Source organism: Bradyrhizobium sp. Bra64 (assembly GCF_024519875.1).
Lineage (GTDB): Bacteria > Pseudomonadota > Alphaproteobacteria > Rhizobiales > Xanthobacteraceae > Bradyrhizobium > Bradyrhizobium japonicum_G.
Window position 1 is genome coordinate 859,992 of the sequence record NZ_JALJRD010000002.1, and the last position, 24,603, is coordinate 884,594.

23 protein-coding genes are annotated in these 24,603 nt (G+C 64.7%); 10 read left to right on the top strand and 13 right to left on the bottom strand.

Annotation, left to right across the window (positions count from 1 at the left end; genetic code table 11):
• Nucleotides 1-16 precede the first annotated feature (16 nt).
• The 4 genes from NR187_RS11440 to NR187_RS11455 all read right to left on the bottom strand — a co-directional run bounded on the left by NR187_RS11440 (nucleotide 17) and on the right by NR187_RS11455 (nucleotide 5,156).
• Nucleotides 17-1,747: an FAD-dependent oxidoreductase gene (locus NR187_RS11440; protein WP_211382602.1), complete on the bottom strand. Its 1,731-nt coding sequence runs from the start codon at nucleotides 1,745-1,747 to the stop codon at nucleotides 17-19.
• 59 nt (nucleotides 1,748-1,806) lie between these two features.
• Nucleotides 1,807-2,826, bottom strand: a complete 1,020-nt coding sequence (locus NR187_RS11445) for a S1C family serine protease (RefSeq protein ID WP_211382601.1) — start codon at nucleotides 2,824-2,826, stop codon at nucleotides 1,807-1,809.
• 86 nt (nucleotides 2,827-2,912) lie between these two features.
• Entirely contained in the window at nucleotides 2,913-3,362 is a 450-nt protein-coding gene (locus NR187_RS11450) for a hypothetical protein (protein ID WP_256806517.1), read from the bottom strand.
• A gap of 195 nt (nucleotides 3,363-3,557) precedes the next feature.
• The gene (locus NR187_RS11455) at nucleotides 3,558-5,156 is read right to left on the bottom strand and encodes a GMC family oxidoreductase (protein WP_211382599.1); all 1,599 of its coding nucleotides are present in this window, start codon (nucleotides 5,154-5,156) and stop codon (nucleotides 3,558-3,560) included.
• Nucleotides 5,157-5,358: 202 nt separating this feature from the next.
• On the opposite strand from NR187_RS11455, the gene NR187_RS11460 reads away from it, so the two are divergent.
• Nucleotides 5,359-6,147 (top strand): thermonuclease family protein, encoded by a 789-nt coding sequence (locus NR187_RS11460; RefSeq protein ID WP_211382598.1) that lies wholly within the window; start codon nucleotides 5,359-5,361, stop codon nucleotides 6,145-6,147.
• A gap of 214 nt (nucleotides 6,148-6,361) precedes the next feature.
• On the opposite strand, the gene cyoD is transcribed toward NR187_RS11460, so the two are convergent.
• The 4 genes from cyoD to NR187_RS11480 are packed head-to-tail and all read right to left on the bottom strand — an operon-like array spanning nucleotide 6,362 to nucleotide 10,212.
• On the bottom strand, nucleotides 6,362-6,751 hold the full coding sequence (cyoD, locus tag NR187_RS11465) for a cytochrome o ubiquinol oxidase subunit IV (RefSeq protein ID WP_211382597.1): 390 nt from the start codon (nucleotides 6,749-6,751) through the stop codon (nucleotides 6,362-6,364).
• Nucleotides 6,748-7,389 carry a cytochrome (ubi)quinol oxidase subunit III gene (locus tag NR187_RS11470; RefSeq protein WP_211382596.1) on the bottom strand — a complete coding sequence of 214 codons (642 nt, stop codon included), beginning with the start codon at nucleotides 7,387-7,389 and terminating at the stop codon, nucleotides 6,748-6,750. The genes cyoD and NR187_RS11470 overlap by 4 nt, the downstream gene beginning before the upstream one ends.
• The gene (gene cyoB / locus NR187_RS11475; RefSeq protein ID WP_211383520.1) at nucleotides 7,389-9,389 is read right to left on the bottom strand and encodes a cytochrome o ubiquinol oxidase subunit I; all 2,001 of its coding nucleotides are present in this window, start codon (nucleotides 9,387-9,389) and stop codon (nucleotides 7,389-7,391) included. The genes NR187_RS11470 and cyoB overlap by 1 nt, the downstream gene beginning before the upstream one ends.
• Nucleotides 9,379-10,212, bottom strand: coding sequence for a cytochrome ubiquinol oxidase subunit II (locus NR187_RS11480; RefSeq protein ID WP_211382595.1), 834 nt, complete (start codon nucleotides 10,210-10,212; stop codon nucleotides 9,379-9,381). Before NR187_RS11480 ends, cyoB begins: the two co-directional genes overlap by 11 nt.
• Nucleotides 10,213-10,441: 229 nt before the next feature.
• Here NR187_RS11480 and NR187_RS11485 point away from each other — a divergent pair, with 229 nt between their 5' ends.
• The 3 genes from NR187_RS11485 to NR187_RS11495 are packed head-to-tail and all read left to right on the top strand — an operon-like array spanning nucleotide 10,442 to nucleotide 12,628.
• Nucleotides 10,442-11,254, top strand: a complete 813-nt coding sequence (locus NR187_RS11485) for an SDR family NAD(P)-dependent oxidoreductase (RefSeq protein ID WP_211382594.1) — start codon at nucleotides 10,442-10,444, stop codon at nucleotides 11,252-11,254.
• A gap of 17 nt (nucleotides 11,255-11,271) precedes the next feature.
• Nucleotides 11,272-11,826 (top strand): carboxymuconolactone decarboxylase family protein, encoded by a 555-nt coding sequence (locus NR187_RS11490; RefSeq protein ID WP_211382593.1) that lies wholly within the window; start codon nucleotides 11,272-11,274, stop codon nucleotides 11,824-11,826.
• A 1-nt stretch (nucleotide 11,827) separates the two neighbouring features.
• Nucleotides 11,828-12,628 (top strand): SDR family NAD(P)-dependent oxidoreductase, encoded by an 801-nt coding sequence (locus NR187_RS11495; RefSeq protein ID WP_211382592.1) that lies wholly within the window; start codon nucleotides 11,828-11,830, stop codon nucleotides 12,626-12,628.
• A 186-nt stretch (nucleotides 12,629-12,814) separates the two neighbouring features.
• On the opposite strand, the gene NR187_RS11500 is transcribed toward NR187_RS11495, so the two are convergent.
• Nucleotides 12,815-14,146, bottom strand: coding sequence for a sorbosone dehydrogenase family protein (locus NR187_RS11500; protein WP_211382591.1), 1,332 nt, complete (start codon nucleotides 14,144-14,146; stop codon nucleotides 12,815-12,817).
• A 233-nt stretch (nucleotides 14,147-14,379) separates the two neighbouring features.
• Here NR187_RS11500 and NR187_RS11505 point away from each other — a divergent pair, with 233 nt between their 5' ends.
• The 3 genes from NR187_RS11505 (at nucleotide 14,380) to NR187_RS11515 (ending at nucleotide 16,934) form a co-directional block, all read left to right on the top strand.
• Nucleotides 14,380-15,570 carry a urate hydroxylase PuuD gene (locus NR187_RS11505; protein WP_211382590.1) on the top strand — a complete coding sequence of 397 codons (1,191 nt, stop codon included), beginning with the start codon at nucleotides 14,380-14,382 and terminating at the stop codon, nucleotides 15,568-15,570.
• A gap of 151 nt (nucleotides 15,571-15,721) precedes the next feature.
• The gene (locus NR187_RS11510) at nucleotides 15,722-16,579 is read left to right on the top strand and encodes a VOC family protein (RefSeq protein WP_256806521.1); all 858 of its coding nucleotides are present in this window, start codon (nucleotides 15,722-15,724) and stop codon (nucleotides 16,577-16,579) included.
• Between the two features lie 79 nt (nucleotides 16,580-16,658).
• A complete protein-coding gene (locus NR187_RS11515) occupies nucleotides 16,659-16,934 on the top strand; it encodes a hypothetical protein (RefSeq protein WP_256806522.1) in 276 nt (91 codons plus the stop codon).
• A 13-nt stretch (nucleotides 16,935-16,947) separates the two neighbouring features.
• Here the strand turns inward: NR187_RS11515 and NR187_RS11520 are convergent, their stop codons facing one another.
• On the bottom strand, nucleotides 16,948-17,982 hold the full coding sequence (locus tag NR187_RS11520) for a L,D-transpeptidase (RefSeq protein ID WP_211382587.1): 1,035 nt from the start codon (nucleotides 17,980-17,982) through the stop codon (nucleotides 16,948-16,950).
• Nucleotides 17,983-18,163: 181 nt separating this feature from the next.
• Between NR187_RS11520 and NR187_RS11525 the strand changes: the two genes are divergently transcribed.
• Complete coding sequence (locus tag NR187_RS11525; protein ID WP_211382586.1) at nucleotides 18,164-19,111, top strand: lytic transglycosylase domain-containing protein; 948 nt, start codon at nucleotides 18,164-18,166, stop codon at nucleotides 19,109-19,111.
• Between the two features lie 4 nt (nucleotides 19,112-19,115).
• Here the strand turns inward: NR187_RS11525 and NR187_RS11530 are convergent, their stop codons facing one another.
• Genes NR187_RS11530 through NR187_RS11540 form a run of 3 tightly spaced genes read right to left on the bottom strand, consistent with a single transcriptional unit; the run spans nucleotide 19,116 to nucleotide 22,073 of the window.
• Complete coding sequence (locus tag NR187_RS11530; RefSeq protein WP_211382585.1) at nucleotides 19,116-19,499, bottom strand: cupin domain-containing protein; 384 nt, start codon at nucleotides 19,497-19,499, stop codon at nucleotides 19,116-19,118.
• Nucleotides 19,500-19,522: 23 nt separating this feature from the next.
• Nucleotides 19,523-20,227 carry an SDR family oxidoreductase gene (locus tag NR187_RS11535; protein ID WP_211382584.1) on the bottom strand — a complete coding sequence of 235 codons (705 nt, stop codon included), beginning with the start codon at nucleotides 20,225-20,227 and terminating at the stop codon, nucleotides 19,523-19,525.
• Between the two features lie 46 nt (nucleotides 20,228-20,273).
• The gene (locus NR187_RS11540; RefSeq protein ID WP_211382583.1) at nucleotides 20,274-22,073 is read right to left on the bottom strand and encodes a thiamine pyrophosphate-binding protein; all 1,800 of its coding nucleotides are present in this window, start codon (nucleotides 22,071-22,073) and stop codon (nucleotides 20,274-20,276) included.
• A gap of 220 nt (nucleotides 22,074-22,293) precedes the next feature.
• Here NR187_RS11540 and NR187_RS11545 point away from each other — a divergent pair, with 220 nt between their 5' ends.
• A complete protein-coding gene (locus tag NR187_RS11545) occupies nucleotides 22,294-23,211 on the top strand; it encodes an IclR family transcriptional regulator (RefSeq protein WP_211382582.1) in 918 nt (305 codons plus the stop codon).
• Between the two features lie 141 nt (nucleotides 23,212-23,352).
• On the top strand, nucleotides 23,353-24,597 hold the full coding sequence (locus NR187_RS11550) for an ABC transporter substrate-binding protein (protein WP_211382581.1): 1,245 nt from the start codon (nucleotides 23,353-23,355) through the stop codon (nucleotides 24,595-24,597).
• Nucleotides 24,598-24,603: the final 6 nt, after the last annotated feature.

Below are 24,603 nucleotides of genomic sequence, written 5' to 3' on the forward strand. Positions count from 1 at the left end.
ACCGTGATCGTGGAGACTACAACTCGACAGATGCCCTCGCTGCACTCGACGCTGTGGTCGTCCCCTCCGCCAGATGCCGCCCCGCAATGTACCCGAACGTCAGCGCCGGCCCGAGCGTGATCCCCGGCCCCGGATAATTGCCGTTCATGATCGAGCCCATGTCGTTGCCGCAGGCATAGAGCCCCGCGACCCGCGTACCGTCCTCGCGCAGCACGCGTCCTTGCGCATCCACCTTCATGCCGATCGCGGTGCCGAGGTCCGCCGGATAGATGCGCATGGCAAAGAACGGCGCGCGGAGGATCGGCGCGACGCAAGGATTCGGCCTGTGTGCAGCATCGCCGAGATGGCGCTGGTAGATCGTGCTGCCACGGCCGAATTCGGGATCGCGGCCCTCCTTCGCACCGATGTTGTAACTTGCGACCGTCGCCGAGAGCGTGGACGGCTTGACGCCGATCTTCTCTGCGAGCTGCGCGATGTCGGGCGCCTCGATCAACTCACGGCTTGCCACATAGCGCCGGACACCACGCGTTAAAGGCTTGATACGGCCGAGGCCATATGCCCACAGGAATTGGCGATCGCAGATCAGGTAGAACGGCCGGTCCGGCTCGCCATTGCCGTCGCGGAGCATTGCGAGCACGAACTCGTGGTAAGACAGCGCCTCGTTGACGAAGCGGCGGCCCGCGGCATTGACCGCGATCACGCCGGGCTTGGCGCGGTCCGTCACGGTATGCGGGAAGATGCCACGGCTGCCATCGGGACGCCGGAACAGCGAGGCCGGCACCCAATAGGCCGGGCTGGTCGCATCGGTGTTGAGCGCGGCGCCGGCGGCCGCCGCGAGCCGAATCCCGTCGCCGGTTCCGGCCGTGTTCGTCGCCGAGACCAAGCCCGCCGCAGACGGAAAGAACCGCTTGCGCAGGACGGCATCATGAGAAAAGCCGCCGGTCGCGAGCACCACCCCGCGACGCGCGGCAATCAGGCGGTCACGCGAGCCATGTCGGATGACTACGCCGCTGACGCGATCGCCCTGCATCGATATGTCCGCGACATCCGCACTGAAGAGCACCTCGACCTGCCGCGCCAATAGCGAAGCATAGAGCCGCGCAGCGAGCGCGTTGCCGAGATGCAGCGTCGTGCCGCGCGGGCTTCGCAGCCGTTGCAACGCGTATTCGGAGACCAGCCGCGCCGCGCGCAGGGTCGAACGCAGCGACTTTCCGACCCGGCGCAAATGGGGGATGTCGAGACGATTGACCATCATCCCGCCGAACAGCGTGAACTCCGGCAGCGGTGCGCGCAGCCGCGCAAAACCCGCACCCAGCCGCGTGCCGTCGAAGGCGACCGGCTCCAGCACACGCCCGCCTGGCATCGCGCCCAGCCGCTCCGGATAATAGTCCGGATAGGCCTTCACAGGCTGGAGGCGGACGTCCGTGTTGGCTTCGAGATAGGCCACCGCCTCCGGCCCGCGCGCAAGGAAGGCGGCGCGCAAGCCGGCATTGGCGGGCTCGGGGACCGTGCTCGAAAGATACTGGACGGCGTCCGTGACGCTGTCGGAAAGCCCGACCTCTTTCATTTTGGGATTGGCGGGAATCCAGACCATGCCGCCGGACCACGCGGTGGTGCCGCCGACGAACGCGGTCTTCTCGATCACCAGCACACGCAAGCCTTCGGCGGCGGCGACCGCTGCGGCCGTCATGCCGCCCGCACCGGCGCCGACCACAATGACGTCATAAGTCTCTTGCGCCGGCATCATGCGGCCAGTTTCCAGGGGCGAGGCATGACACCGTCATACCTCGCCCGGTGGCACCAATACTAGCGCGCCGGCTTTCGCTCGATCGGGTCGATATCGACCGCCCGCAGGCGGCCGAGCCGCAGCACGTCCATGACCAGCCGCCGGCCGATCCGGTCGCGATCGAGCACGCGGATCAGGTCATCGACGCCGTTGATCTCGGCACCATCGAGCTTGATGACGACGTCACCGGGCAACAGGCCCGCCTTCGCCGCCGGCCCGCCCGGCTCGATCTGCGCGAGCAGCGCGCCCATCTTGTTCTCGACACCGGCCAGCACCGCGTGCCGCCGCGGGATCGGCGCGGTCTGCCCGGCGACGCCGATATGGGCGCGGCGTACGTAGCCGTGGCGGATGATCTCCGACAGCACGAATTGCGCCGTGTTGCTGGCGACCGCGAAACAGATGCCTTGCGCGCCATTGATGATGGCAGTGTTGATGCCGATCACCTCGGCATTCGACGACACCAGCGGACCGCCGGAATTGCCCGGGTTGAGTGCGGCATCGGTCTGGATCACGTCCTCGATGGTACGTCCGCTGACCGAGCGGATCGAGCGCCCGAGCGCCGAAACCACGCCGGCGGTCACGGTCGATTCGAAGCCGAGCGGATTGCCGATCGCGATCACGAGCTGGCCGCGCTTCAGGCTCTGGGAGTTGCCGAGCGCGGCATAGGGCAAGTCGCGCACGCCGCTGGCACGCAGCAGTGCAAGGTCCGTGTCAGGGTCGACGCCCAGCACCCGGGCGTCGCCGACATGACCCTCGACATCGCGCAGCCGGATCTCCTTGGAAGAGCCGACCACATGGCTGTTGGTGAGGACGAGCCCGTCCGGCGAGATCACGATGCCGGAGCCGAGCCCGCCGCGCTCGCGGCCGTTCGGGACCTTTGGCCCGGTCTCGACCCGCACGACCGCAGGGCCGACGCGGTCGGTCACGTCGATCACGGCATTGGAATAGGCGTCCAGCAGGGCCCGGTCGTCGATCGGGGCAGACGCTGTCGTTCGCGATGACGAGGCGTCATCGACGATATCCGAGGTGAAATCCAGCATGGCAAGAGTCCTTGAGGCTCACACAGATGGTGGCCTATCTCCTCTCGCGCAAGTGACCCGCCTGGGGCGCAAGCCTGGACTGTTGGTTAGGGCGCCCGTCGCAGGGTGCCGGCTTTGGCCTTGACCGGATCGAGCAGCGACCAGTCACCGTCCGGAAGCACATAGCCCTTGGGGAACGGCGCGCGCAGCTCCAGCCCAAGCGAGCGCAGCACCCGGTCGTCCCGGTAATAGCATTGCAGCACCACCCGCACGAGAGCTGCGGCAGCCGCACCGCCGTGCTTGCGAAACTCCTGCGCCACCGCATCGCGCCTCTCGGCATCGAGCTCAGCGAGCGGCTGGTCCGCGAGCCGCGCCAGATGGTCCAGCGCCGCAGTCACCAATCCGGTGTCGCGGCCGAGCGTCGCCAGCATGCCGGCCTGGATCGCCGGATCGTCGGCGCCGGGCACCTTGTACTCGTCGCTGGCGGGAACGATCATCGCGGCGATGGTGCGGAGGTCGTCGCGTTGCCGCGAAGAGAGGGAGAGTTGATCAGGCATTGTGTCCTCTTCCAAAATTCGCGCCGCATCGAAGGTGTACTCCCTCCCCCGCCTGCGGGGGAGGGTCGGGGAGATGGTGCCTTCGCAAGGAGATTCTCCCAGAGGAGAGAGCCCTCATCCGGCGCTTCACGCCGACCTCTCCCGCAAGCGGGAGAGGTGCAGCGAAGTCGCGGCTCGCTTCGATCCACATCACAATCAATCGAACAGGTTTGCGAGGCGCTGCTTCATCTGGTCGGCGATGTAGAGCGCGAGGGCCTGGATGGTGGAGGTCGGGTTGACGCCGCCCGAGGTGACGAAGATGCTGCCGTCGATGATGAAGAGATTTTTCACGTCATGCGTGCGGCCCCATTCGTTGACGACGGAGCGCTCCGGATCGGTGCCCATCCGCGCGGTGCCGAGCAGATGCCAGCCGCCCCAGGGGATCGGTGAATTGACGCAGATGTCGGTCGCCCCTGCCGTCTCGAGAATTTCCCGGCCGCGCGCCAGCGCATGGTCCATCATCTTCCGGCTGTTCTCGCTGATGGTGTAGTCGATCTTCGGCGCGGGAATGCCGTGGCTGTCCTTCAACACCGGATCGAGCGTGACCTGGTTGTGCTCCTCCGGCAGGTCCTCGCAGATCGCGGAAAACCCGAGCCGATGGCCATTGAGCTTGCGGAAGACGCGGTGATGATCGGCGCCCCAGGGCAGAATGCCCTTCTGCTCGCTGACGACGGCTTCGAACACCGGGCCGGCACCGCGCACGAACTGCACGCCGTAGCCGCGCACGAAGCCACGCGAGAGATCCGTGTCGTACCACTCCTTGCTCCACAGGCAGGTCGGCGGCGCGCGGTTACTGTCGGTCGGCTCCTTCACATAGCCGTAGATCTGCGCATAGGGATGGAACATCAGGTTCTTGCCGACCAGGCCGGACGAATTGGCAAGACCGTTCGGAAAGCGGCTGGATGCCGAGTTCAGCAGCAGCCGCGGCGTGCCGACGCCGTTGCAGGCGATGATGACGACATGCGCCGGCTGGAACTGCTCGACGCCGTCATTATCGTAGTAGACCACGCCCGAGGCCATGCCGTTCTCGTCGGTGGTGATCTCGCGCACCCGGCAATGGGTGCGCAGCTCGACGCCGGCGCGGACCGCGTGCGGCCAATAGGTGATGTCGGTGGAGGATTTGGCGCCTTGCGCGCAGGCCGGCGTGCAATGGCCGAGATTGATGCAGCGCGCCCGGCCATCATAGTCCATGGTCGCGACCGTCGTATCCGACGGCCACCAGTGCCAGCCGAGCTTGTTCATGGCCTTGCCGATGATCGCGCCGGACAATCCAAGCGGCTGTTGCGGCATCGGCGGATGCGTCAGCGGCGAGAGCGGGTCGCCCGACAGGCCTGACGTGCCCATCATGCGGTCGTTCTCCTCGAAGAACGGCGTCAGCGCGTCATAGTCGATCGGCCAGTCGTCGGCGACGCCGTCGAGCGTCTTGACCTTGAAATCGGAGGGATGCAGCCGCGGCCAATGCGCGGTGTACATCACCGTCGAGCCACCGACCGCGTTGTAGTTGACGACCTTGATCGGCGAATTGTCGTCGTTGATCGGGTAGTCCTCGGGCCGGCCGCGGACGTTGGGGCTCGACGACCACTCGCCATAGAACTTGGCCTCCCAGTCGCGGCCCGTGCTGGGATATTCCGCCGGGTTCATCCAACCGCCCTGCTCCAGGCAGAGAATGTGCATCTTGGTCTCGGCCAGCGACCACGCCATCGCGGCGCCTGAAGCGCCGGCGCCGATGATCAGGACGTCCACGGGGTCTTTCATCGCAAATTTTTCCTCCCGCCCTCGCCGCTTTCCGGGCGATTCGGCCTGCACGGTCCTGCAAGGCCGGCGAACGATAGGATCAGAGCTACGGCTGAGTAAAGCCGCGAGGCCGGAATGTCGCACTTCGCAGGGCGCAGACCATTGGTATCGCCACATCCGGATGCTAGGAACAAGGCGAAAGAGCAATCGATAGCGAGACCGTATGTCCAGCGAGAATTCATTTGCCGCCGCCCGCGCTTTCGCGCTCGTTTTCTGTCTCGCTCTGTCCGGATTTCTGGGCACCTCCGGCCCCGCCTCCGCGCTGACCGCCGCCGCGACAGTCCGCGACGGCAACGCCGTCCAGCTCGGCGACGTCACCTACCGCCTCGACGGCGTCGACGCGCCCGAGCTGGACCAGGTCTGCATCGACGATCATGCCGATTCCTGGACCTGCGGCATCGAGGCCCGCGACCAGCTCGCCAAGCTGATCGACAAGCGATCCGTGCGTTGCGATGATGTCGGGCCGGAAAAGAGCTTCGGCAAGCGGCACCGCGCGATCTGCACGGCCGAGGGCGACAAGACCAGCTTGAACGAGCAGCTGGTCAGGCTCGGCTTTGCCGTGGCGCGCGAGCCGATCAAGGCCAACGTCAAGCCGGCCGCGACCGACGCCAGATCGGCCTCCGCCGGGATCTGGAAGGGCTGCTTTGTTGCACCGCAAGAATTCCGCACCGGCAAAAAGGACGGCACGCTCCTGGGTGCTGCCTGCCGCGCCGACCGCGACAAGGAAATCCGCGCGGTGCTGTTCCCGGAGGACCTGACGATGCCGCCGAGCTGCAGCATCAAGGGCAAGCTCGCGGTGCGCGCACGCGTCACCGGCAATATCGGCATCTATCATCTGCGGGGCTGCCCGAGCTACCCCGCGACCACCAAGCCGGACCGCTGGTTCTGTTCCGAGGACGACGCCCAGGCCGCCGGCTTCCGCAAGGCGTATAATTGCCGCCGGCCAAAGTGAACAAGGCGATCACGCAGCCGTGAGTGGTAGCCGGAGACAGTATTGATCCGGAATTGAACTCCGTCGCGAGTTGCTGCACTTATCAACGTGCGCACGCGCTTTGCGCGAGTGCTTCCTTGGCAGACGATCCTCATCGGGTTGTCTTTGCTCGGGCGTTTCCTCCCTAGACTTGGGCCGCTTGTCACAACAAGCGGCTCTTCTTTTTCGTACGCCGCTATCGGCGCATTTGCATGATCTGGTCCATCGGCGGCATGTTCTGGTTGAGGTGCGCCATGATCCAGACGGTTCCACCGACCACCAGAAACACGACCATCAGCCCGAAGGCGAGCGCCAGCACGTTGTTGGTGTTGTCCGGACCCGTGGTGATGTGCAGGAAGAACACCAGATGCACGCCCATCTGCGCGATCGCCAGCACGATCAGCGCGACGGGGATCGAGGGCTGCCAGACCAGATCGGTGCCGGCGATGAAGAACGACGTCGCCGTGAGCAGCAGCGCAAGCGCAAGGCCGACGACGTAACCGAGGATCCTGGCCCCAACGCCGTGTTGCTCCTCATCGCCCGGTGCGAGGTCATGTTCGGCCTGCATATGCGTCTGATCGCTCATACGCCGCTCCCAAGCAAATAAACGACGGAGAAAACGCCGACCCAGATGATGTCGAGCGCGTGCCAGAACAGCGCAAAGCACATCATCCGCCGCAATATGTCGGCGCGAAAGCCTTTTGCGAACACCTGGGCCATCATGGTGAGCAGCCACAAGACGCCGGCCGAGACATGCAGGCCATGGCAGCCGACCAGCGAGAAGAACGCGGTCAGGAAGGCGCTGCGCGACGGACCATAGCCACGTGCGACGAGATCGGCGAATTCGCGGAACTCTATGACCAGGAAGATCAGGCCGAGCAAACACGTCACGGCCATGCCGAGGTAGAACCAGAAGCGGTTGCGGACGTCGGCCGCGATACCGGCCATGCCGCAGGTGAAGCTCGACAACAGCAGGCAGACCGTCTCGATCGCGACATTTCTCTGCTCGAAAATCTCCGAGCCCCTGGGGCCGCCAGCGGTCTGGTCGACCAGCACCGCATAGGCCGCGAAGAAGCAGGAGAACATCACGATGTCGGAGAGCAGGAATACCCAGAAGCCATAGGCGGTGACGATGCGCTTCGGCGCCGGCCCCGGATGCTCGATGACGACGCCGATGTGATGGGGATCGGCGTGCGCACGGCCGGCGGTCGCGGTCATCGACATCAGACCGCCCCCGCCATGCTGACGAGGTTGCGCCGCTCCTCGATATTGACGCGGTCTATCGCTGCGACCTCCCCGGCCGGAATGACGTATTCGTCATGGTCGCGCCAGGCGAACACCACGAAGGTCGCGACCGCGCCGATACCGCCCAGGATCACCATCCACCAGATGTGCCAGATCAGGGCAAAGCCCATGATGGTGGCAAAGAAGGCGCAAACGAAACCGGTCGGCGAGTTCCTGGGCATCTCGATATCATGATACTCGGGCAGATCATGCTCGAGCGATTGCTGCTGGGCATGGGCCTTCATGTCCCAATAGGCGTCCTCACCACGGACGTCGGGATCGAAGGCGAAGTTGAACACCGGCGGCGGCGACGAGGTCGCCCATTCCAGCGAGCGACCGTCCCAAGGATCGCCGGTGCGGTCGCGCAGCGCCTCGCGATTGCGGATGCTGACGACGAGCTGCATGATCTGGCAGATCACCCCGATCGTCAACACGGCCATGCCGGCGGCCGCCACCAGCATCCAGGGCCGCCAGGCCGCGACATCGTAATGCTGCATGCGCCGCGTCATGCCGAGCATGCCGGCGACATAGAGCGGAACGAAGGTGACGTAGAAGCCGAGGAAGGTGAACCAGAAAGCCAGCTTGCCCCAGCGCTCGTCGAGGCGGAAGCCGAATGCCTTCGGAAACCAGTACTCGAAGCCGGCGAACGCGCCGAACAGCACGCCGCCGATGATGACGTTGTGGAAATGCGCCACCAGGAACATGCTGTTGTGGAGCATGAAGTCTGCCGGCGGCACCGCGACCAGAACGCCGGTCAATCCGCCGATGATGAAGGTGACCATGAAGCCGACCGCCCACAGCATCGGCGTCGCGAAGCGGATGCGACCGCCATACATCGTGAACAGCCAATTGTAGATCTTCACCCCCGTCGGCACCGCGATGATCATGCTGGCGATACCGAAGATGGCGTTGACGTCGGGCCCGGCCCCCATCGTGAAGAAATGATGCAGCCAGACCATGAAGGAGATGACGCAGATCGCCATGGTGGCGAGCACCATGGAGCGATAGCCGAACAGCGCCTTGCCGGAGAAGGTCGAGACTACCTCGGAGAAGATGCCGAAGGCCGGCAGCACTAGGATGTAGACCTCGGGATGCCCCCAGGCCCAGATCAGGTTCATGAACATCATGACGTTGCCGCCGGCCTCGTTGGTGAAGAAGTGGAAGCCGAGATAACGGTCGAGCAACAGCATCGCGAGCGTGGCGGTAAGGATCGGGAAGGCCGCGACGATCAGCAGATTCGAGGCCAGCGTGGTCCAGCAGAACATCGGCATGCGCAGATAGTTCATGCCCTTGGTGCGCAGCTTCAGCACCGTCGTGACCAGATTGATGCCGGCGACCAGCGTCCCGACGCCGGAGATCTGGAGCGACCAGGCGTAATAGTCGACGCCGACGCCCGGCGAGTAGGACAGTTCCGACAGCGGCGGAAACGCGAGCCAGCCGGTGCGCGCGAACTCGCCGATCACGAGCGAGAGATTGACCAGCAGTGCGCCGGTCGCGGTCAGCCAGAACCCGACGGAATTCAGCGTCGGGAATGCGACGTCGCGCACGCCCAATTGCAGCGGCACGATCAGGTTCATCAGCCCGATCACGAACGGCATCGCCACGAAGAAGATCATGATGGTGCCGTGGGCCGAAAAGATCTGGTTGTAGTGCTCGGGCGGCAGATAGCCCTGCGACTGGTAGGCGACCGCCTGCTGGATCCGCATCATGATGGCGTCGCTGCCGCCGCGCAACAGCATCACCGAAGCCAGCAGGATATACATCACGCCGATGCGCTTGTGATCGACGCTGGTGATCCACTCGTGCCAGAGGTAGGGCAGATGTCCCTTCACCACGACCCAGCCCAGCACGCCGAGGATGGCGACCAACACCACCGCGCCCGCGATCAGCGGGATCGGCTGATCGAGCGGAATGGCCGACCAATCGAGCTTACCGAGCATCATGGGCTCCACTGTGCGATCGGCCCGCTTCGGATGCGAGCTCCGGCCCCGGCCCAGGCGGAATGTGCTGGGTCGCGATCAGGTCGAACAGGCGGGGATCGTCGAGGCGATAGGTCGGCCTGCCCTTTTCGATGCCCTGCTGCATCAGCTTCTTGTAGCTGTCCTCGTTCAGCACGGCATCGGTCTTCGCCGTGGTCGCGACCCAGTCGGGAAAGGACAGCGGCGAGATCACGTTGACGTCGAACATCATGTCCGGGAAGCCATCGCCGGAGAAATGCGCCGACAGGCCTTGCAGCTTGCCCTCATTGTCGGCGCGCAGGTTGAGCTTCGTCACCATGCCGTTCATGGTGTAGATCATGCTGCCGAGCTGCGGGATGAAGAGCGTGTTCATCACGCTCGACGATGTTAGCTGGAAATTCAGCTCCGCGCCGGCCGGCACCGTCAGCGTGTTGACCGTGGCGATACGCTGGTCCGGATAGATGAACAGCCATTTCCAGTCGAGCGAGACAGCCTGTATCCTCACCGGGCTGCCGGTGCCCGGCACGGGCGCCGCGGGATCGAGCCGATGCGAGCCGATCCAGGCAACACCGCCGAGCAGGATGACGGTGAGCGCGGGGATCGCCCACACCACCATCTCGACGCGCCCGGAATAGACGAAGTCGGGCTGGAATTTTGCTTTCGGATTCGAGGCGCGAAACCAGAATGCAAAGGCCAGGATCGCGAAAATGGTCGGCACCACGATCGCGAGCATGATGAAGACGGAATCGACCAGGATGGTGCTGTTGGCGGCAGCCACCGGCCCTTGTGGGTCGAGCAAATTCATCGGCGAGCCACTGGCGATTGGGAAACCCCGAGAGGAGCCTAACGCGGAAAAGCCCGCGCAACAAACGCGGTTGTGTGAAGAGGGTTCCGGACCATCGCGGCTCAACCGCCGGTCATCTCGCGGGGCGGCATGCAATTCCGTGCGATGTCAATGACATCTGCGCGGGACAGTTGGCCTTCTCACCTCGGCACTCCATTGCTAGTTTGCACGAAAAAAGGGATGGAACGAGATGCAGGGCCCTGAGGACGATGCCGGCCTCGCCGGCAAGGTGGCGCTGATCAGCGGCGGTGGCGCCGCGGGCGACGGCATCGGCAACGGCCGCGCTGCAGCAATGTTGCTGGCCCGCGCCGGCGCCAAGGTGCTGGTCGGCGACCGCGACCCCAAGCTCGCCCAAAGCACCGTCGAGATGATCACGGCGGAGGGCGGCACTGCTTCTGCCCATGGCGGCGACGTCACCAGTGAGGGCAATTGCAAGCAGCTGGTCGAAGCCGCGCTCGACCGCTGGGGCCGGCTCGATTTCCTCGACAACAATGTCGGCATCGGCAGCCGTGGCAGCGTGGTCGACGAGGCGCCCGAGCAATATCGCCGCGTCATGCAGGTCAATGTGGAGACCATGTTCCTGCTCTCGAAACACGCGATCCCCGCCATGATCAAGACCGCGCAGGGCGGCGCGATCGTCAACATCTCCTCGATCTCGGCGCTGCGGCCGCGCGGGCTCACGACCTACACGACGTCGAAGGCCGCGATCATCGGTCTCACCCGCGCGATGGCGGTCGATCACGGCCGCGACAACATTCGCGTCAATTGCATCTGCCCCGGACCAATGTACACACCGATGGTCTATGCCCGCGGCATGAGCGAGCAGGCCCGCGCCCAGCGGGCAAAGGCCTCCGTTCTGCAAACCGAAGGCACCGGCTGGGATGTCGGCCACGCCGTCAAGTTCCTGCTCAGCAATTTCGCGCGCTACATCACCGGCCAGGTGCTGGTTGTCGACGGCGGCGTGACGCTGCAAGCGCCAGAACGCGAGTCACAGGAACACTAGTAGAAGGAAACAAAGGGATGGCCCGCCTGCCCTATCTCGAGGCCGACCAGGTCGCGCCCGAATATCGCGACATGCTCAAGCGCAACACCAATCTGCACAAGCTGCTGGTCAACTCGCCGGAGATGGCGCGCGCCTTCAACGGCATCGGCAGCTATATACGCTTCAAGAGCAAGCTCGACCCGCGGCTGCGGGAGCTTGCGATCCTCCAGGTCGGCTGGATCGAGAAGTCGGAATACGAGTTCACCCACCATGTGAAGATCGGCAAGGAATTCGGCGTCACCGACGAGGACATCGCCGGCCTGATTGCGGAGACCGAGGGCAAGCCCTCGAAGCTCGAGCCGCTTGCCAGGTCGATCCTGAAAGGCGCCCGCGAGATGGTCCGCGCGCTCGCGATGTCGGAAGCGACCTTCGCCGAGATCAAGCAGCATCTCTCCGACGAGCACATGGTCGATCTCGTCCTGACTATCGCATTCTATTGCGGCGTGGTGCGCGTGCTCGCCACCATGGAGATCGACAACGAGCCATATTACAAAGAGGTACTTCAGCAGTACCCGATCCCGGGAGTGAACTGACATGCGCCTGAACGACAAGATCGCCATCGTGGTCGGAGCCGGGCAAAGCCCCGGCGAAGGCATGGGCAACGGCCGCGCCACCGCAATCACCTTTGCGCGCGAGGGCGCCAAGGTGCTTTGCGTCGATCATCATCTGGAATCGGCGCAGGAAACTGCCGCCATGATCGCCGCCAAGCACGGCACCGCGGCGGCCTTCAAGGCCGACGTCACGAAATCCGCCGACATCAAGGCGATGGTGGCGGACGCGCAGACGCGCTGGGGCCGGATCGACGTGCTGCACAACAATGTCGGCGTCAGCCTGTCCGGCGGCGATTCCGAGCTGTTGCAACTCACCGAGGAAGCTTTCGACCGCGTCGTCGCCATCAACCTCAAGAGCTGCATTTTCGCGGCGAAAGAGGTGATCCCGATCATGCGCGCGCAGAACAGCGGCGCGATCATCAACATCTCCTCGATGGCGGCGATCACGACGTATCCTTATGTCGCCTACAAGGCGACGAAATCGGCGATGATCGCCTTCACCGAGCAGCTCGCCTACCAGAACGCCGAATATGGCATCCGCGCCAACGTCATCCTGCCCGGCTTGATGAATACCCCGATGGCAGTCGATACCCGCGCCCGCGAATGGCACAAGACCCGCGCCGAGGTCGAAGCCGAACGCGACAGCAAGGTGCCGCTGCGCAGGAAGATGGGCACCGGCTGGGACGTCGCGAACGCCGCGCTGTTCCTGGCGTCTGACGAGGCGAACTTCATCACCGGTGTGACGCTTCCGGTGGATGGCGGGGCGAGTGTGAGACGGGGGTAGAAGTGAGCACAGTGCCGCTTCCCTTCGCCTCTTGTGGGAGAAGGTGGCGCCAAGCGCCGGATGAGTGGTTCGCTCCGCAAATTCAACAAGCGAAGGGACCGCGGATAGAACCCCTCACCCGGATTCGCTTTGCGAAGGCACCTTCTCCCACAAGGGGCGAGGGTGCACCTATCGCGCGGCACGACTCTAATGCGTCACCCGCCAGATCGTGCCGTTGCCATCTTCCGACACCAGCAGCGATCCATCCTTCGCTACCGCAACGCCCACCGGCCTCCCCCACACCTCGGTGTCACTCACCACGAACCCCGTGACGAAATCCTCGTACTCGCCCGTCGGCTTGCCGTCCTTCATCCGGATGCGGATGACCTTGTAGCCGGTGCGCTTCGAACGGTTCCAGGAGCCGTGCTCGGCGGCGAAGGCGTCGCCCTGGTACTCGGACGGAAACTGCGTGCCCTGATAGAAGGTCATGCCGAGCGAGGCCGAATGCGGCTGCACCAGCACATCTGGCACTGTCACCTTGTCCTTGATATCCGGCCGCGCACCGGCGTGGCGCGGGTCTTCGTTGCCGCCGATATAGAACCACGGCCAGCCGTAGAACGCGCCTTCCTTCACGCTCGTCACATAGTCGGGCACGAGATCGTCGCCGAGGCCGTCGCGCTCGTTGGTCGAGCACCAGGGCAGACCGGTCTGCGGCTGCACCGCAAGTCCGACGCAATTGCGGATGCCAGTGGCATAGATCTTCCGCTCCTTGCCGTCGGGATTGAAGGCGAGCACCGTGGCGCGCTCGGTCTCGCTGGCCCAGCCCGCGCCGAGCGGCTGCGCTTTCGACCATGCTTCCAATCCGCCCGGCGGCGTGCCAATGCCTTCCGCGACATTGCTGAGCGAGCCGACCGAGACCAGCATGCGCTTGTTGTCAGGCGTGAAGACGATGTCGCGGGTGGAATGGCCGCCGTCATGCGGTAGGCTCGCCACGATCGTTTCGGCCTTGCCGCGCGCCTTGAGGTCACCGGCCTGATACGGAATGCGGACGACGCTGTCGGTGTTGGCGACATAGACCCATTGCGGATTGTCGCCGTTCGGGAAGAAAGCAATGCCGAACGGCTGCCTCAAGCCACTGGCGAACAATTCGTTGCTGGCGACCTTGCCGCCCTCGCCGGCGCGAAGCACGCGGATGGTCCCGCCCCGCGTCTCCGCGACGAAGACATCGCCGTTCGGCGCCACGCGTATAGTGCGCGGCGCGCGCAGGCCTTCGGCGAACAGCTCGATCTTGAAGCCGGCCGGCACCTCAAGCGCAGCCTCGGACGGACGCGGCACCACGCGCGAGAAGCTCGCGACCGACCGCGTGGCACCGGGCCTGACCAGATCTTGCGGCCGGATCAACCTGACCGTGCCGGGCTTGTCGGCCTGCCAATCGCCGTAGGCATCCTTGCCCTGCAGCACCGGCTCGGCGCGCACACCGGTCATAGCGGCGACCAGCAATCCCGCGGACAGCGCCGCGGCCGAAATCCTGCTCTTCACGTCTTCCTCCCGGCCTTCACCTGTCGCGCGTCTACGCCGATCGACCCGCAATCGTTCTGCGACAGGTCAAACGCCTGCCGAATCGCACGTCAGCTCATGCCCGCACGATGTGCATCAGCCGCAGCCCATCGTACTGGAAAATGCGGCTGATCGGTGCGACACATTGTAAGGGCGGGGCCGCGGATTGCGGTCATCAAAGCTGCGGCATTGGTGTCGCACCTGTCGGGGTGATCATGTGGGGATCCATCGTATCGGAATGGGCGAGCCTGCTGCTCCGCTGGCTGCATGTGGTGGCGGCGATCGCCTGGATCGGCAGTTCCTTCTACTTCATCGCCCTCGACCTCAGCCTCAAGCCTGACAGCGAGCTGCCGGACGGCGTGCAGGGCGAAGCCTGGCAGGTCCATGGTGGCGGCTTCTACCGGATCATGAAATATCTGGTCGCGCCCGCCCGGATGCCGGACGAGCTGACCTGGTTCAAATGGGAAGCCTACACCACCTGGCTGTCCGGCTTCGCGCTGATGGTGGTGGTGTACTATCTCGAGGCCGGCCTGTTCCTGGTCGACAAGTCGATCCTCGACCTCACGCCGTTCCAGGCCGGCCTGTTCAGCTTCTGCAGCCTTGCTCTGGCGTGGCTGCTCTATGAAGGCGCCTGCCGCACCGGGCTGGCGCAGCGCGAACTGCCCTTTGCCATCGGCGGCTATCTGTTCCTGGTCGCGCTGACCTACGCCTTCACTCATGTGCTAAGCGGCCGCGGCGCCTTCAACCAGATCGGCGCGATCATCGGCACCATCATGGTCGCCAACGTCTTCACGCTGATCATCCCGAACCAGAAGAAGATCGTGGCCGCCCTGATCGCAGGGCAAGCGCCCGATCCGAAGCTCGGCAAGACCAGCAAGGAGCGTTCGGTTCACAACAACTACCTGACGCTCCCCGTGGTCGTTCTGATGATCAGCAACCACTATCCCCTGCTCTACGCCACCCGCTTCAACTGGATCATCGTTGCGATCATCCTGGCGCTCGGTCCCGTGATCCGCCACTTCTTCAACGAGGGTCATGCGGGGCGCAAATCGCCTTGGTGGGTGTGGGGAGTCGCCGCTGCCGGCGTGATCGCGATCCTGTTCCTGTCCGCCGCCGGACCGCGCGAGGTCAAGACCGGCGCGCTGTCGGCGCCCGTCACGGTCGCCAATGTCGAGGAGATCGTGATGTCCCGCTGCAGCATGTGCCACGCCGCCGAGCCGGTCTGGGAGGGCATCGTGACGGCGCCGAAGGGCATCCTGCTCGACGCGCCCGAGCACATCCATCGCAACATCCGCCTGATCGGCCGCGTCGCCGCCTGGTCCAATGCGATGCCGCCGGGCAATATCACCGAGATGACGAGCGAGGAGCGCGCCATCCTCGCGGCCTATATCGAGCAGGCGCGCTGATGCCATTACGCATCCATGCCGCATTTTGCGGAATGAAATTCTGCATGTCCCGCCGATTTGAAAATGACTTGACCGCCCATCCGGCGTAGACAGGATCAGCTGGCGCGGTCCAGATTCAGCTCAAGTCCAGTTTGCATTCGGGGAAAGAACAGTGACCCTCAAGAACGTCATCGGTATCGACCACGCCGTGGTCATGGTTCAGGACCTCGACAAGGCCGCCGAGAATTATCGGCAGTTCGGCTTCACACTCTCGCCGCGCGGCACCCACAGCGCCCATATGGGCACCGGCAACTACACCATCATGTTCGATCCTGATTACATGGAACTGCTCGGCGTGCTGGCGGCGACCGAGCACAACGCGCCCGCACGCGCCTTTCTCGACAAGCGCGGCGAAGGCATCGAGCGTATCGCCTTCACCGCGGTCGATGCCGCCGCCGGCGCGGAGGAGATTCACGCACGCGGCCTGGAGCCAATCGGTCCCACCGATTTCGAACGACCTGTCACGCTGCCTGATGGCACGGTGTCGGCGGCAAAATTCCGCACCTTCATGTGGCCGACCGCGGAAGCGCCCGGCGGCGTGCGTATCTTCGCCTGCCAGCACAAGACGCGCGAGACCGTGTGGATTCCCGAGTTGATGAAGCACGCCAATGCGGCGAGGCACATCAAGCAGACGCTGATCGCAACGCCGGAGCCCGCGAAGGAAGCCGCGCACCTCGCGCACCTGATCGACCGCGCGCCGAAGACGGAGGCGGACGGCGCGGTGGCCGTGCCCTCCGGCGGCGATCGTGCCGACTTCGTCTATCTGACCCTGGAGCAGCTCGGCAACCGCTATCCCGGCGTGCCGCTCGCAGGTCTCTCCGAGCGCGGCGGCGCGGCGCTGGTGCTCGTCAGCAGCGATCTGGCGGCAACCCAGAAGGCGCTTGGCTCGGCAGCTGTGCGCAGCGGGGCTGCGATCTGCGTGCCGCCCGCCAAGGCCAACGGCACCCTGCTCGCCTTCGTTGCCGGCTGATTTGAACTAATTCTTTAACAAGCGTTTGCCGGGCAACCCTAGGATTTTTGGGCTATCCACGCCTTCAGGGGCCAAGCGCATGTTCAAAGAGGAATCGCCGATCGCCTATGACGCGCCGGCCGAGCTGAAGAAGTGGCCGTCGCTGAAGGGCGAGAGGCAGAAGAACCGCGGCCCGCCCTATCTCGTCTATAACGGCACGCTCGCCGACTGCGTCCGCGAACTCATGGGCAAGCCCATCAAGGGCATCTCGCTCTACGACATCATGACGAGGCCGCAAGCAGCGTTCGACCAGACGGTGCTGTCGCCCGGCGATGCCGCCGAGATCGCGATGCGCAAGGACTTTCCCAAGGACTAGTTCAAGGACTAGACTAGCGCGAGGCGCGCTTGCCGCGGGACTTCCCCTGCTGCCTGGAGGAGGAGTCCGTCGGCGCATCCAGGAAAACGACCGGCGTGCCGCGCTTGACGTTGTCGCCAAGCCGGCGCACGTCCCAATTGGTCAGCCTGATGCAGCCGTGCGAAGCGGACTTGCTGACCTTGTCGGGCTCCGCCGTTCCGTGAATGCCGTAACCCTGCGCGGAGAGACCGATCCAGTACGCTCCGACGGGATTGTTCGGCCCCGGCTTGACGTCGAACGGCTTCTTCGACTTGACGCTGTGGAACTTGTACTCGGGATTGTAGTGATAGGTCGGCTTCTCGTCGGTAGCGGTCACCTTGAGCGCGCCGCTCGGCGTGGGGCGGTCCGGACTGCCGATTGACGCCGGGTAGAACGCGACGAGGCGGTCGCTCCCGTCGAAGGCCTTCAAGGTCTCGCCCGTCTTGTCGACCTCGAGCCGCGCGATACGCGGCAGCTCGCGCTGTGCCGAGACATTCGCGACGACGACGGTCTCGCCCGCCTTGTCGAACGACTTGCCGGGATTGAGCGTCCGCAGCAAATCCTCGCTCATATGGAATTTCTCGGCGAGCCCTTCGCGCGGGCTGGTGTAGCTCAGCGCCTGCAGTGACTTCATGTCCTCCAGCTTGCTGGGCAGCTCTTTCAGGAACGGCCCCTTCACGTCGGAGTCGGTGATCTTGTAGTCGACGATCATGGCACCTTCGCTTGCCGCGCTCAGCCTGTCCCACAGCTCCGGCGCGATAGTCTTGTCGGATGCGAACCCGTTCTGCTCGGCAAATGCCTTCAGCGCCTTCTGCGCGTTCTCACCGAACTTGCCGTCGATTTCGCCGGGTGAGAACTGCGCCCGATCGAGCAGGACCTGGAGCTTCACGACCGATGCGGTGACCTTGTCGGTCGCAGGCTGCTTCGCAGGACGCGCAGCGTCGTTCACCGCGGCAGCATCGAGATTGTTCGCGAGCGCCGGACAGGTCACCCACAGCGAGATCACCGCGCCAATTACCCATCGCATCATGTCGCTCGTCCCAATTCGCCAATGCCCCGTAAGAACCGCGGAAAGTTTCTCTGCGGGAACACCGTAGTAACACCGACGGAACCGACGAGACCGCAGCTTTGCCGCAATCGGACGGTTAAGAACTTCTTATCGCCGGCGCAGCGCTGGCCCGTTCATCCCACAGTTCGAGGGTGTCCACGCAATGCGATTTGTCATCGCGGCTTGCGCCGCGTTTCTGATTCTGATGTGCGACCTCGATCCGTCGGCGTCCCGGCAAACATCGGCCTTCGATCGCGCCGTTCTTCAAAACACCCAAGCCTCGCCACTTGTTCCGGTGGTCGAGCTGTTCCTCGCAAGCGTGCACGCGATCGAGCTCGCCAATGCACGCGCGGCCTATGAGGAGACACCCGAGCCGCTGCCTGCGGCCGAACCGGTCGCACAAGCGCCGGTGTCGCCGACTGAACGCTTTTGCCACGCGCTTCGTGAAGCCGCCGAGGCCAGCGGCATTCCGGTGCCGTTCTTCGCGCGCCTGATCTGGCAGGAGAGCCGCTTCAAGTCCAACGAGGTCAGCCAGGCCGGCGCGCAGGGCGTTGCACAGTTCATGCCGGAAACGGCAGCCGAGGTCGGGCTGGATGATCCCTTCGATGCGATGAAGGCGCTGCCGGCATCGGCCAAGTTCCTGCGCAAGCTCCGCGACGATTTCGGCAATCTCGGCCTCGCCGCGGCCGCATATAATGCGGGCCCCGGCCGGATCCAGAAATGGCTTGCCAAAGAGAGCGAGTTGCCGCGCGAGACGCGCGACTATGTCCGCATCATCACCGGCACCAAGGCCGAGGACTGGACCGAACGCACCGAAGCGCTCGCGATCCGGATCGATCTGCCGCGCGAAGCGCCGTGCGAAGGCATCGGCAGCCTGTCCAAGACGAAGGACGTCGCCTGGGTTCCGGTCAACCTGACGCCCTCGGTCACAACCATCATTCGCAAGGCAGAGCAGCTGGCGGCGCGATTGGCGACCGACCGGCTGCGCAAGCGGCTTGCATCCGTGATCCGTAAGGGCACCCATGGCAAGGCGCGCAGCATGATTGCGGCACGTGCGGCCGGAAAGAGCGCGAAGGCCCGCGCTATCCGCCTCGCATCGAGCGAGCGCTGACCAGTCACACCGGCTTCTCGTCGTCGGTCACCGGCGACGTCACCACCAGGAAAACGAGGTCGGTCAGGCCCGAATTCGAGATCGCGTGCTCGACGCCGGGCGGCAGGAAGATCACGTCGTGCTTGCGCACGATGTGGTTCTTGCCGGCGATCTCCATCAGCCCCTCGCCGTCGAGGACGTGATAAACCTGTTCCTGCACCTTGTGGCGGTGCCGCGCGACATAAGCCATCGGCTGGTACATCGAGATGCGGTAGTCGATCCGGCGCGAGCCCGCGGTCTCCGGCATCACCAGCGGCTTTGACAGCGCGCCGCCGAAGTGATTGGGGAATTCGCGCCAGGGCACCTCGGCAATGTTGCGGATGAAGGCGCCGTTGCTCTCCTCGGCCATGATCATGCTCCCTTTCGCGCGTCTCAATTCACCAGCGCTCCGCCATCGACATAGACGATCGATCCGGTCGCAAAACCGTTCGCCATGAAGCTCGCGATCTGCCGGGCGATGTCCTCGGCCATGCCGACACGGCCGACCGGCAGCGCGGCCGCCGTCCTGGCCAGCATCTCCTGGCGCGCCGCTTCCGGCATCGCAGCCCGGATCGGCGTGTCGATCACGCCGGGCGAGACCGCATTGACGCGCACCGGTGCCAGCTCCAGCGCGAGCGCGCGGGCCAGCGATTCCAGCGCGCCGTTTGCGGCGCTGATGATCGCCGAGTTCGGCCGCGGCCGAACGCTGAGGAAGCCGGTCACGAACGTAAGCGAGCCGCCAGGCCTGATCTCGGCTTCGCGCGCGACGCGCCAGGCGCCCCAGAACTTGCCTTCCATGGTGGCGCGGACATCGTCCATCGCCACAGTCTTGAACGGGCCGGTGCGAAGCTGGGCGGCCGTCAGCACGACGTGATCGACCGGGCCGGTGCGGCGGAACAGCTCGGCGACGCTCTGGTCGCTGGTGACGTCGGCGGGGATCGCAGTCACCTTCAACCGCTCCGCGACCGGATCGAGCTTTGCGGCGCTGCGCGAGGCGATGATGACCTGCGCGCCCTCTCTCGTCGCAAGCTCCGCCGTGGCAAGTCCGATGCCTGAGGAGCCGCCGACCACGACGACCTTTTTGCCTGCGAACGTCATTCCGATCTCCCCGACATGTTCTTGATGGGCGATTTGCGACCCTCGGTCAGCCCGGCTGGAACCGGGTGCCGATGCCGGCCTTGCTCTGGCCGAGGCCCGGCAGCTCCCAGACGCCGGCGCCCGACGGATTGACGTCGGCGGCGATGTCGACGTCGATCAGATACGGCTTGTTGGCGGCGATGCCCTTGCGGATCGCCTCGCCAAGATCGCCGGCGCGATCGACCCGCACGCCCTCGACGCCGCAGGAGCGCGCCATCGCCGCGAAATCCGGATTGTAGCGTTGGCCTGTGTCCGGATGCTTGAAGTCGGTCGCAAGCTCGCGCCCGCCGAGATAGCCGCGCTGAAGTCCGCGGATCGAGGCATAAGCGTAATTGTTCCAGACCACCCAGACCACGGGCAGATTGTACTCGACCGCGGTGCCGAGCACGTGGGCATGCATGAAGAAGGCGCCGTCGCCGCAGACGGACACGCAGGGACGATCGGGCGCCGCGAATTTCGCGCCCATCACGCCGGCGACGCCAAAGCCCATCGGACCGAATCCCATCGAGCCAATCAGCGAGTCCGGCCGCTTCGGCTTGCAGAAGCCGAGCAGCCAGTTGTGGTGCACGCCAATGTCGGAGACGAGGATGGCGTCTTCCGGCAGCGCCTTGTCGATCTCGGCGGCCGCGCGCTGCGGGTTGATCGGCGTGGTGTCGTCGGAGAAGCCGGGCGCGACGAATTTGTCCCACTCCTTTCGGTAGGTGTCGATCTGCGCCAGCCATTTCTTGCGGGCGTCTGACTTCTTGAATAGGTTGTCGCGGCGGTCGAGCTCCGCATGCACCTGGCGCAGGAAGGTGCGAACATCGGCCATCAGTCCCAGCGCGACGGGATAGTTGCGGCCGATCTCCTCGGGATCGATGTCGACGTGGATCAGCCGCGTCGGCGGAATCGTGAAGGAATAGCCTGGAATCCACGAACTCGAGGTGCGATCGTCGAAGCGGACGCCAAGTGCGAGCAGCACGTCGGCCTGCCGCGTCGCGTGATTGGCCTGATAGTGCCCGGCGCGCGCGACGAGGCCGAGCGCAAGCGGATGATTGACGTCGAGCGCGCCGAGACCGCTCGCGGACGCGGCGACCGGAATCTGAAGCCGTTCGGCCAGCTTGCGCAGCTCGTCCGCCGCACCGCCATAGCGCACGCCCTGCCCGACCAGCATGACCGGCCGCTCGGCCGCGAGCAGCATGTCGACCGCCTTCTCCACGCCCTCAGGATCGGCACCGCAGCGGCTGGAAATGTTGGCGTTCCACTCGATCGCCTTCGGCGCCTCTTCCGCGGCTGATTCCATGAAGACGTCGAAGGGGACGTCGACCACTACCGGCCCCGGCCGGCCCGTGATCATCGTCTTCCAGGCCTGCCGTATCGCAAGCGGAACCATCTCGCCGCGCGTCGGCTGAAACACCTTCTTGCACATCGTGCGCACGGTCGAGGGGAAGTCGGCCTGATAGTGCCGGTACATCTCCTGGAACGCGCCGCGGTTGAACTGGCTGGTCGGCACGTTGCCGGTGATCGCCATGAACGGCACGGAATCGAGGAAGGCGTTGGCGAGCGAGATCGGAAGATTGGCCGAGCCGGGCCCGCACGAGGTGAAGGTCGCGGTTGGCCTGCCGGAGACGCGATAATAGACGTCCGCCATGAAGCCGGCGACGCTCTCGTGATGCACGGAGATCGTCTTGATCTCGGAAGAACGTTCGTACAGAGCATCGATGAACTGGATGTTGCCGTGGCCGCAGAGCCCGAACACCTGCGGCACCTTCTCCTGGATCAGATAGTCGACAATGACCTGGGCGCCATTGAGCATGTTTCTCGACATCAACCCGTCTCCCTCTCGGCCCACGACTTCTTGTGGACCGGGGCGGAAAACACGGCGCGGTCGTCGTTAGGCCGCGGGCACCCTATTTCTCATAATGCTGTACGTCAATTTATATTGTGGTAGGCTCGTGCCGGCGGAAAATGCGAAGCTCGAGTCCGACGCCGGCACGAATTGGCGTGCTACTGTCGCAGCATCGAGTCACGACGGATTTGCCGGAGGGGTGTCCTTGAGATCGCGTACCAAGCCCAGCACAAGCGAGAAGCCCGCCAGCCCGCGCAAGGCCGCGATTGCCAAACTGGTCTCCGCCCCCAAGGCTGAGGGCGACGATGATGCCGAAGACAAGCAGCGCGGCGGCGGGGTTCAGTCGCTCGGGCGCGCCTTCTCGATCCTCGAAGAAGTGGCGCGCCACCGCGAGGGAATCGGGCTTGCGGAACTGAGCAAGCTGGTCGGCCTGCACAACTCGACGACCTTTCATCTCGCCAAGACCATGGTCTCGCTCGGCTACCTCCGCCAGGAGAAGGACAACAAGCGCTACCGCATCGGGCGCCCCTTGTTCGCGCTCGCGGCAAGCGCGCTGGACGAGATCGAGATGGTCAATGTCGCAACGCCCGTACTGGAGGAGCTGTCGCGCCAGACCGGCGAAAGCGGCCATTTTGCCGTGCGTATGGGCGATGCAGTGATCGTCGTCGCCCGCACCAGCGGTCCCGGCGCGTTTCAGCTGACCGACCGTGTCGGTGTGGTGCGGCCCGCCCATTGCACCGCGCTCGGCAAGATCATCCTGGCCTCGCTCCGCCCGGAACAGTTCAAGCGTTTCATCGATCGCGTGGAGCTCAAGCCCTCGACGCCCAAATCCATCAGCAATCCCGGCGCGCTGATGCGCGAGATCGCCGAGGTGCAGCGCACCGGGGTTGCCTTCGACGACGGCGAGTTCAATCCGGAAGTGCGCTGCGTCGCCGTGCCCGTGACCGACTTCACCGGACAGGTGATCGGCGCGCTCGGCATTTCCGGGCCGATCTGGCGGCTCTCCAACCAGGCGCTGCATGACGGCGCGCAGATCGTGCAGGCCGCCGCCGACCGCCTGTCGGCCGAATTCGGCGCCAAGGATCGGGCGCACAAGGCGTTCACGCCGAAAGTCTAGGACGCGCATCAACGGCGATTTTGCCGGTTGACACCGGCGACGGCGTTCGGGATTATCCTCCAGCATTAGAAGAACGTCTCTCACATTGTCGGATGGCCGATTTTGAAGGGAGGCACGCGGTGCACCCGGGAGGAGACAGACATGATCCGCTACCCGCGACGGACGTTGTTACGCGCGGGCGCAGCCTTCGTCGGCGCGTCCGCATTTGGGTTTCCGGCGATCGTGAAGGCCCAGGCCGAGCGGATCCGGATCGGACACCTGACACCGCTGACCGGCTTCCTCGGAGTGATCGGCAGCTACGCCCAACTGGGCGTCAAGCTCGCCGCCGAGGAGATCAACGCGTCCGGCGGCATCCTCGGCAAGCGGATCGACCTGTTATCGGAAGACTCGATCAACCCCGCCACCGCCGCAACCAAGGCGCAGCGCATGCTGGAGCAGGACGGCGCAGTGGTGCTGCTTGGCGAGATCTCGTCGGCCTCATCGCTCACCATCATGCAGGTCGCCGAGCGCAACAAGAAGGTGTTCTTCTCGACCGGCGCGCGCTCGGACGCGCTACGCGGCAAGAACTGCAACAAATACGCCTTCCACTGCGACATCCCCAACACCGTGATGGTCAACGCGGTCGGTACCGCGCTGTCGCAGCAGGGCATGGTGAAGGGCAAGAAGTTCTTCACGCTCACGGCCGACTACATCTTCGGCCACGACCTGCTGAAGGCCGCCAAGGCGTTCTTCGGCACGCACGAGGCGAACCTGATTGGCGACGAGCTGATCGCAACCGACGCCACCGATTTCAGCCCGTATCTGCTGAAAGTGCGCCAGGCCAAGCCCGACGTGGTCTGCTGCAATCTCGCCGGCAACCAGGTGACCAACCTCGTCAAGCAATATGCCGAGTTCGGCCTGCCCTACCCGCTGGTCGGCTTCAATCTCAACACCGGCGATGCATGGGCCGCGGGCGCGGGCAATCTCGGCGGTACCTGGCCGACGGTCTGGTATCACACGCTGAACAATCCGACGTCGCAGGCCTTCGTCGCGGCCTTCAGCAAGAAGTACGGCAAGCCGCCGGAGAACCACGCCTGGATCGATTACGTCACGCTGAAGCTGCTGGCGGAAGCGATCAACACGACGAAGTCGACCGAGAGCAACGAACTGATCGCCTATTTCGAGAAGCAGGCCCAGTTCGACATCGGCAAGGCGCGAAAGGCCTATTTCCGCTCCTGGGACCATCAGCTCGTGCAGGAGGCCTATCCCTTCACCGTGAAGCCGAAGGACCAGATGAAGGACCAGTGGGACATGCTGGTGCTGGGCGATGCGGTTCCGGGGGCGGGCGATCCGCTGGAGACGATCTATCCGACCAAGGAACAGAACCCTTGCGAGATGAAGGCCTGAGGCGCG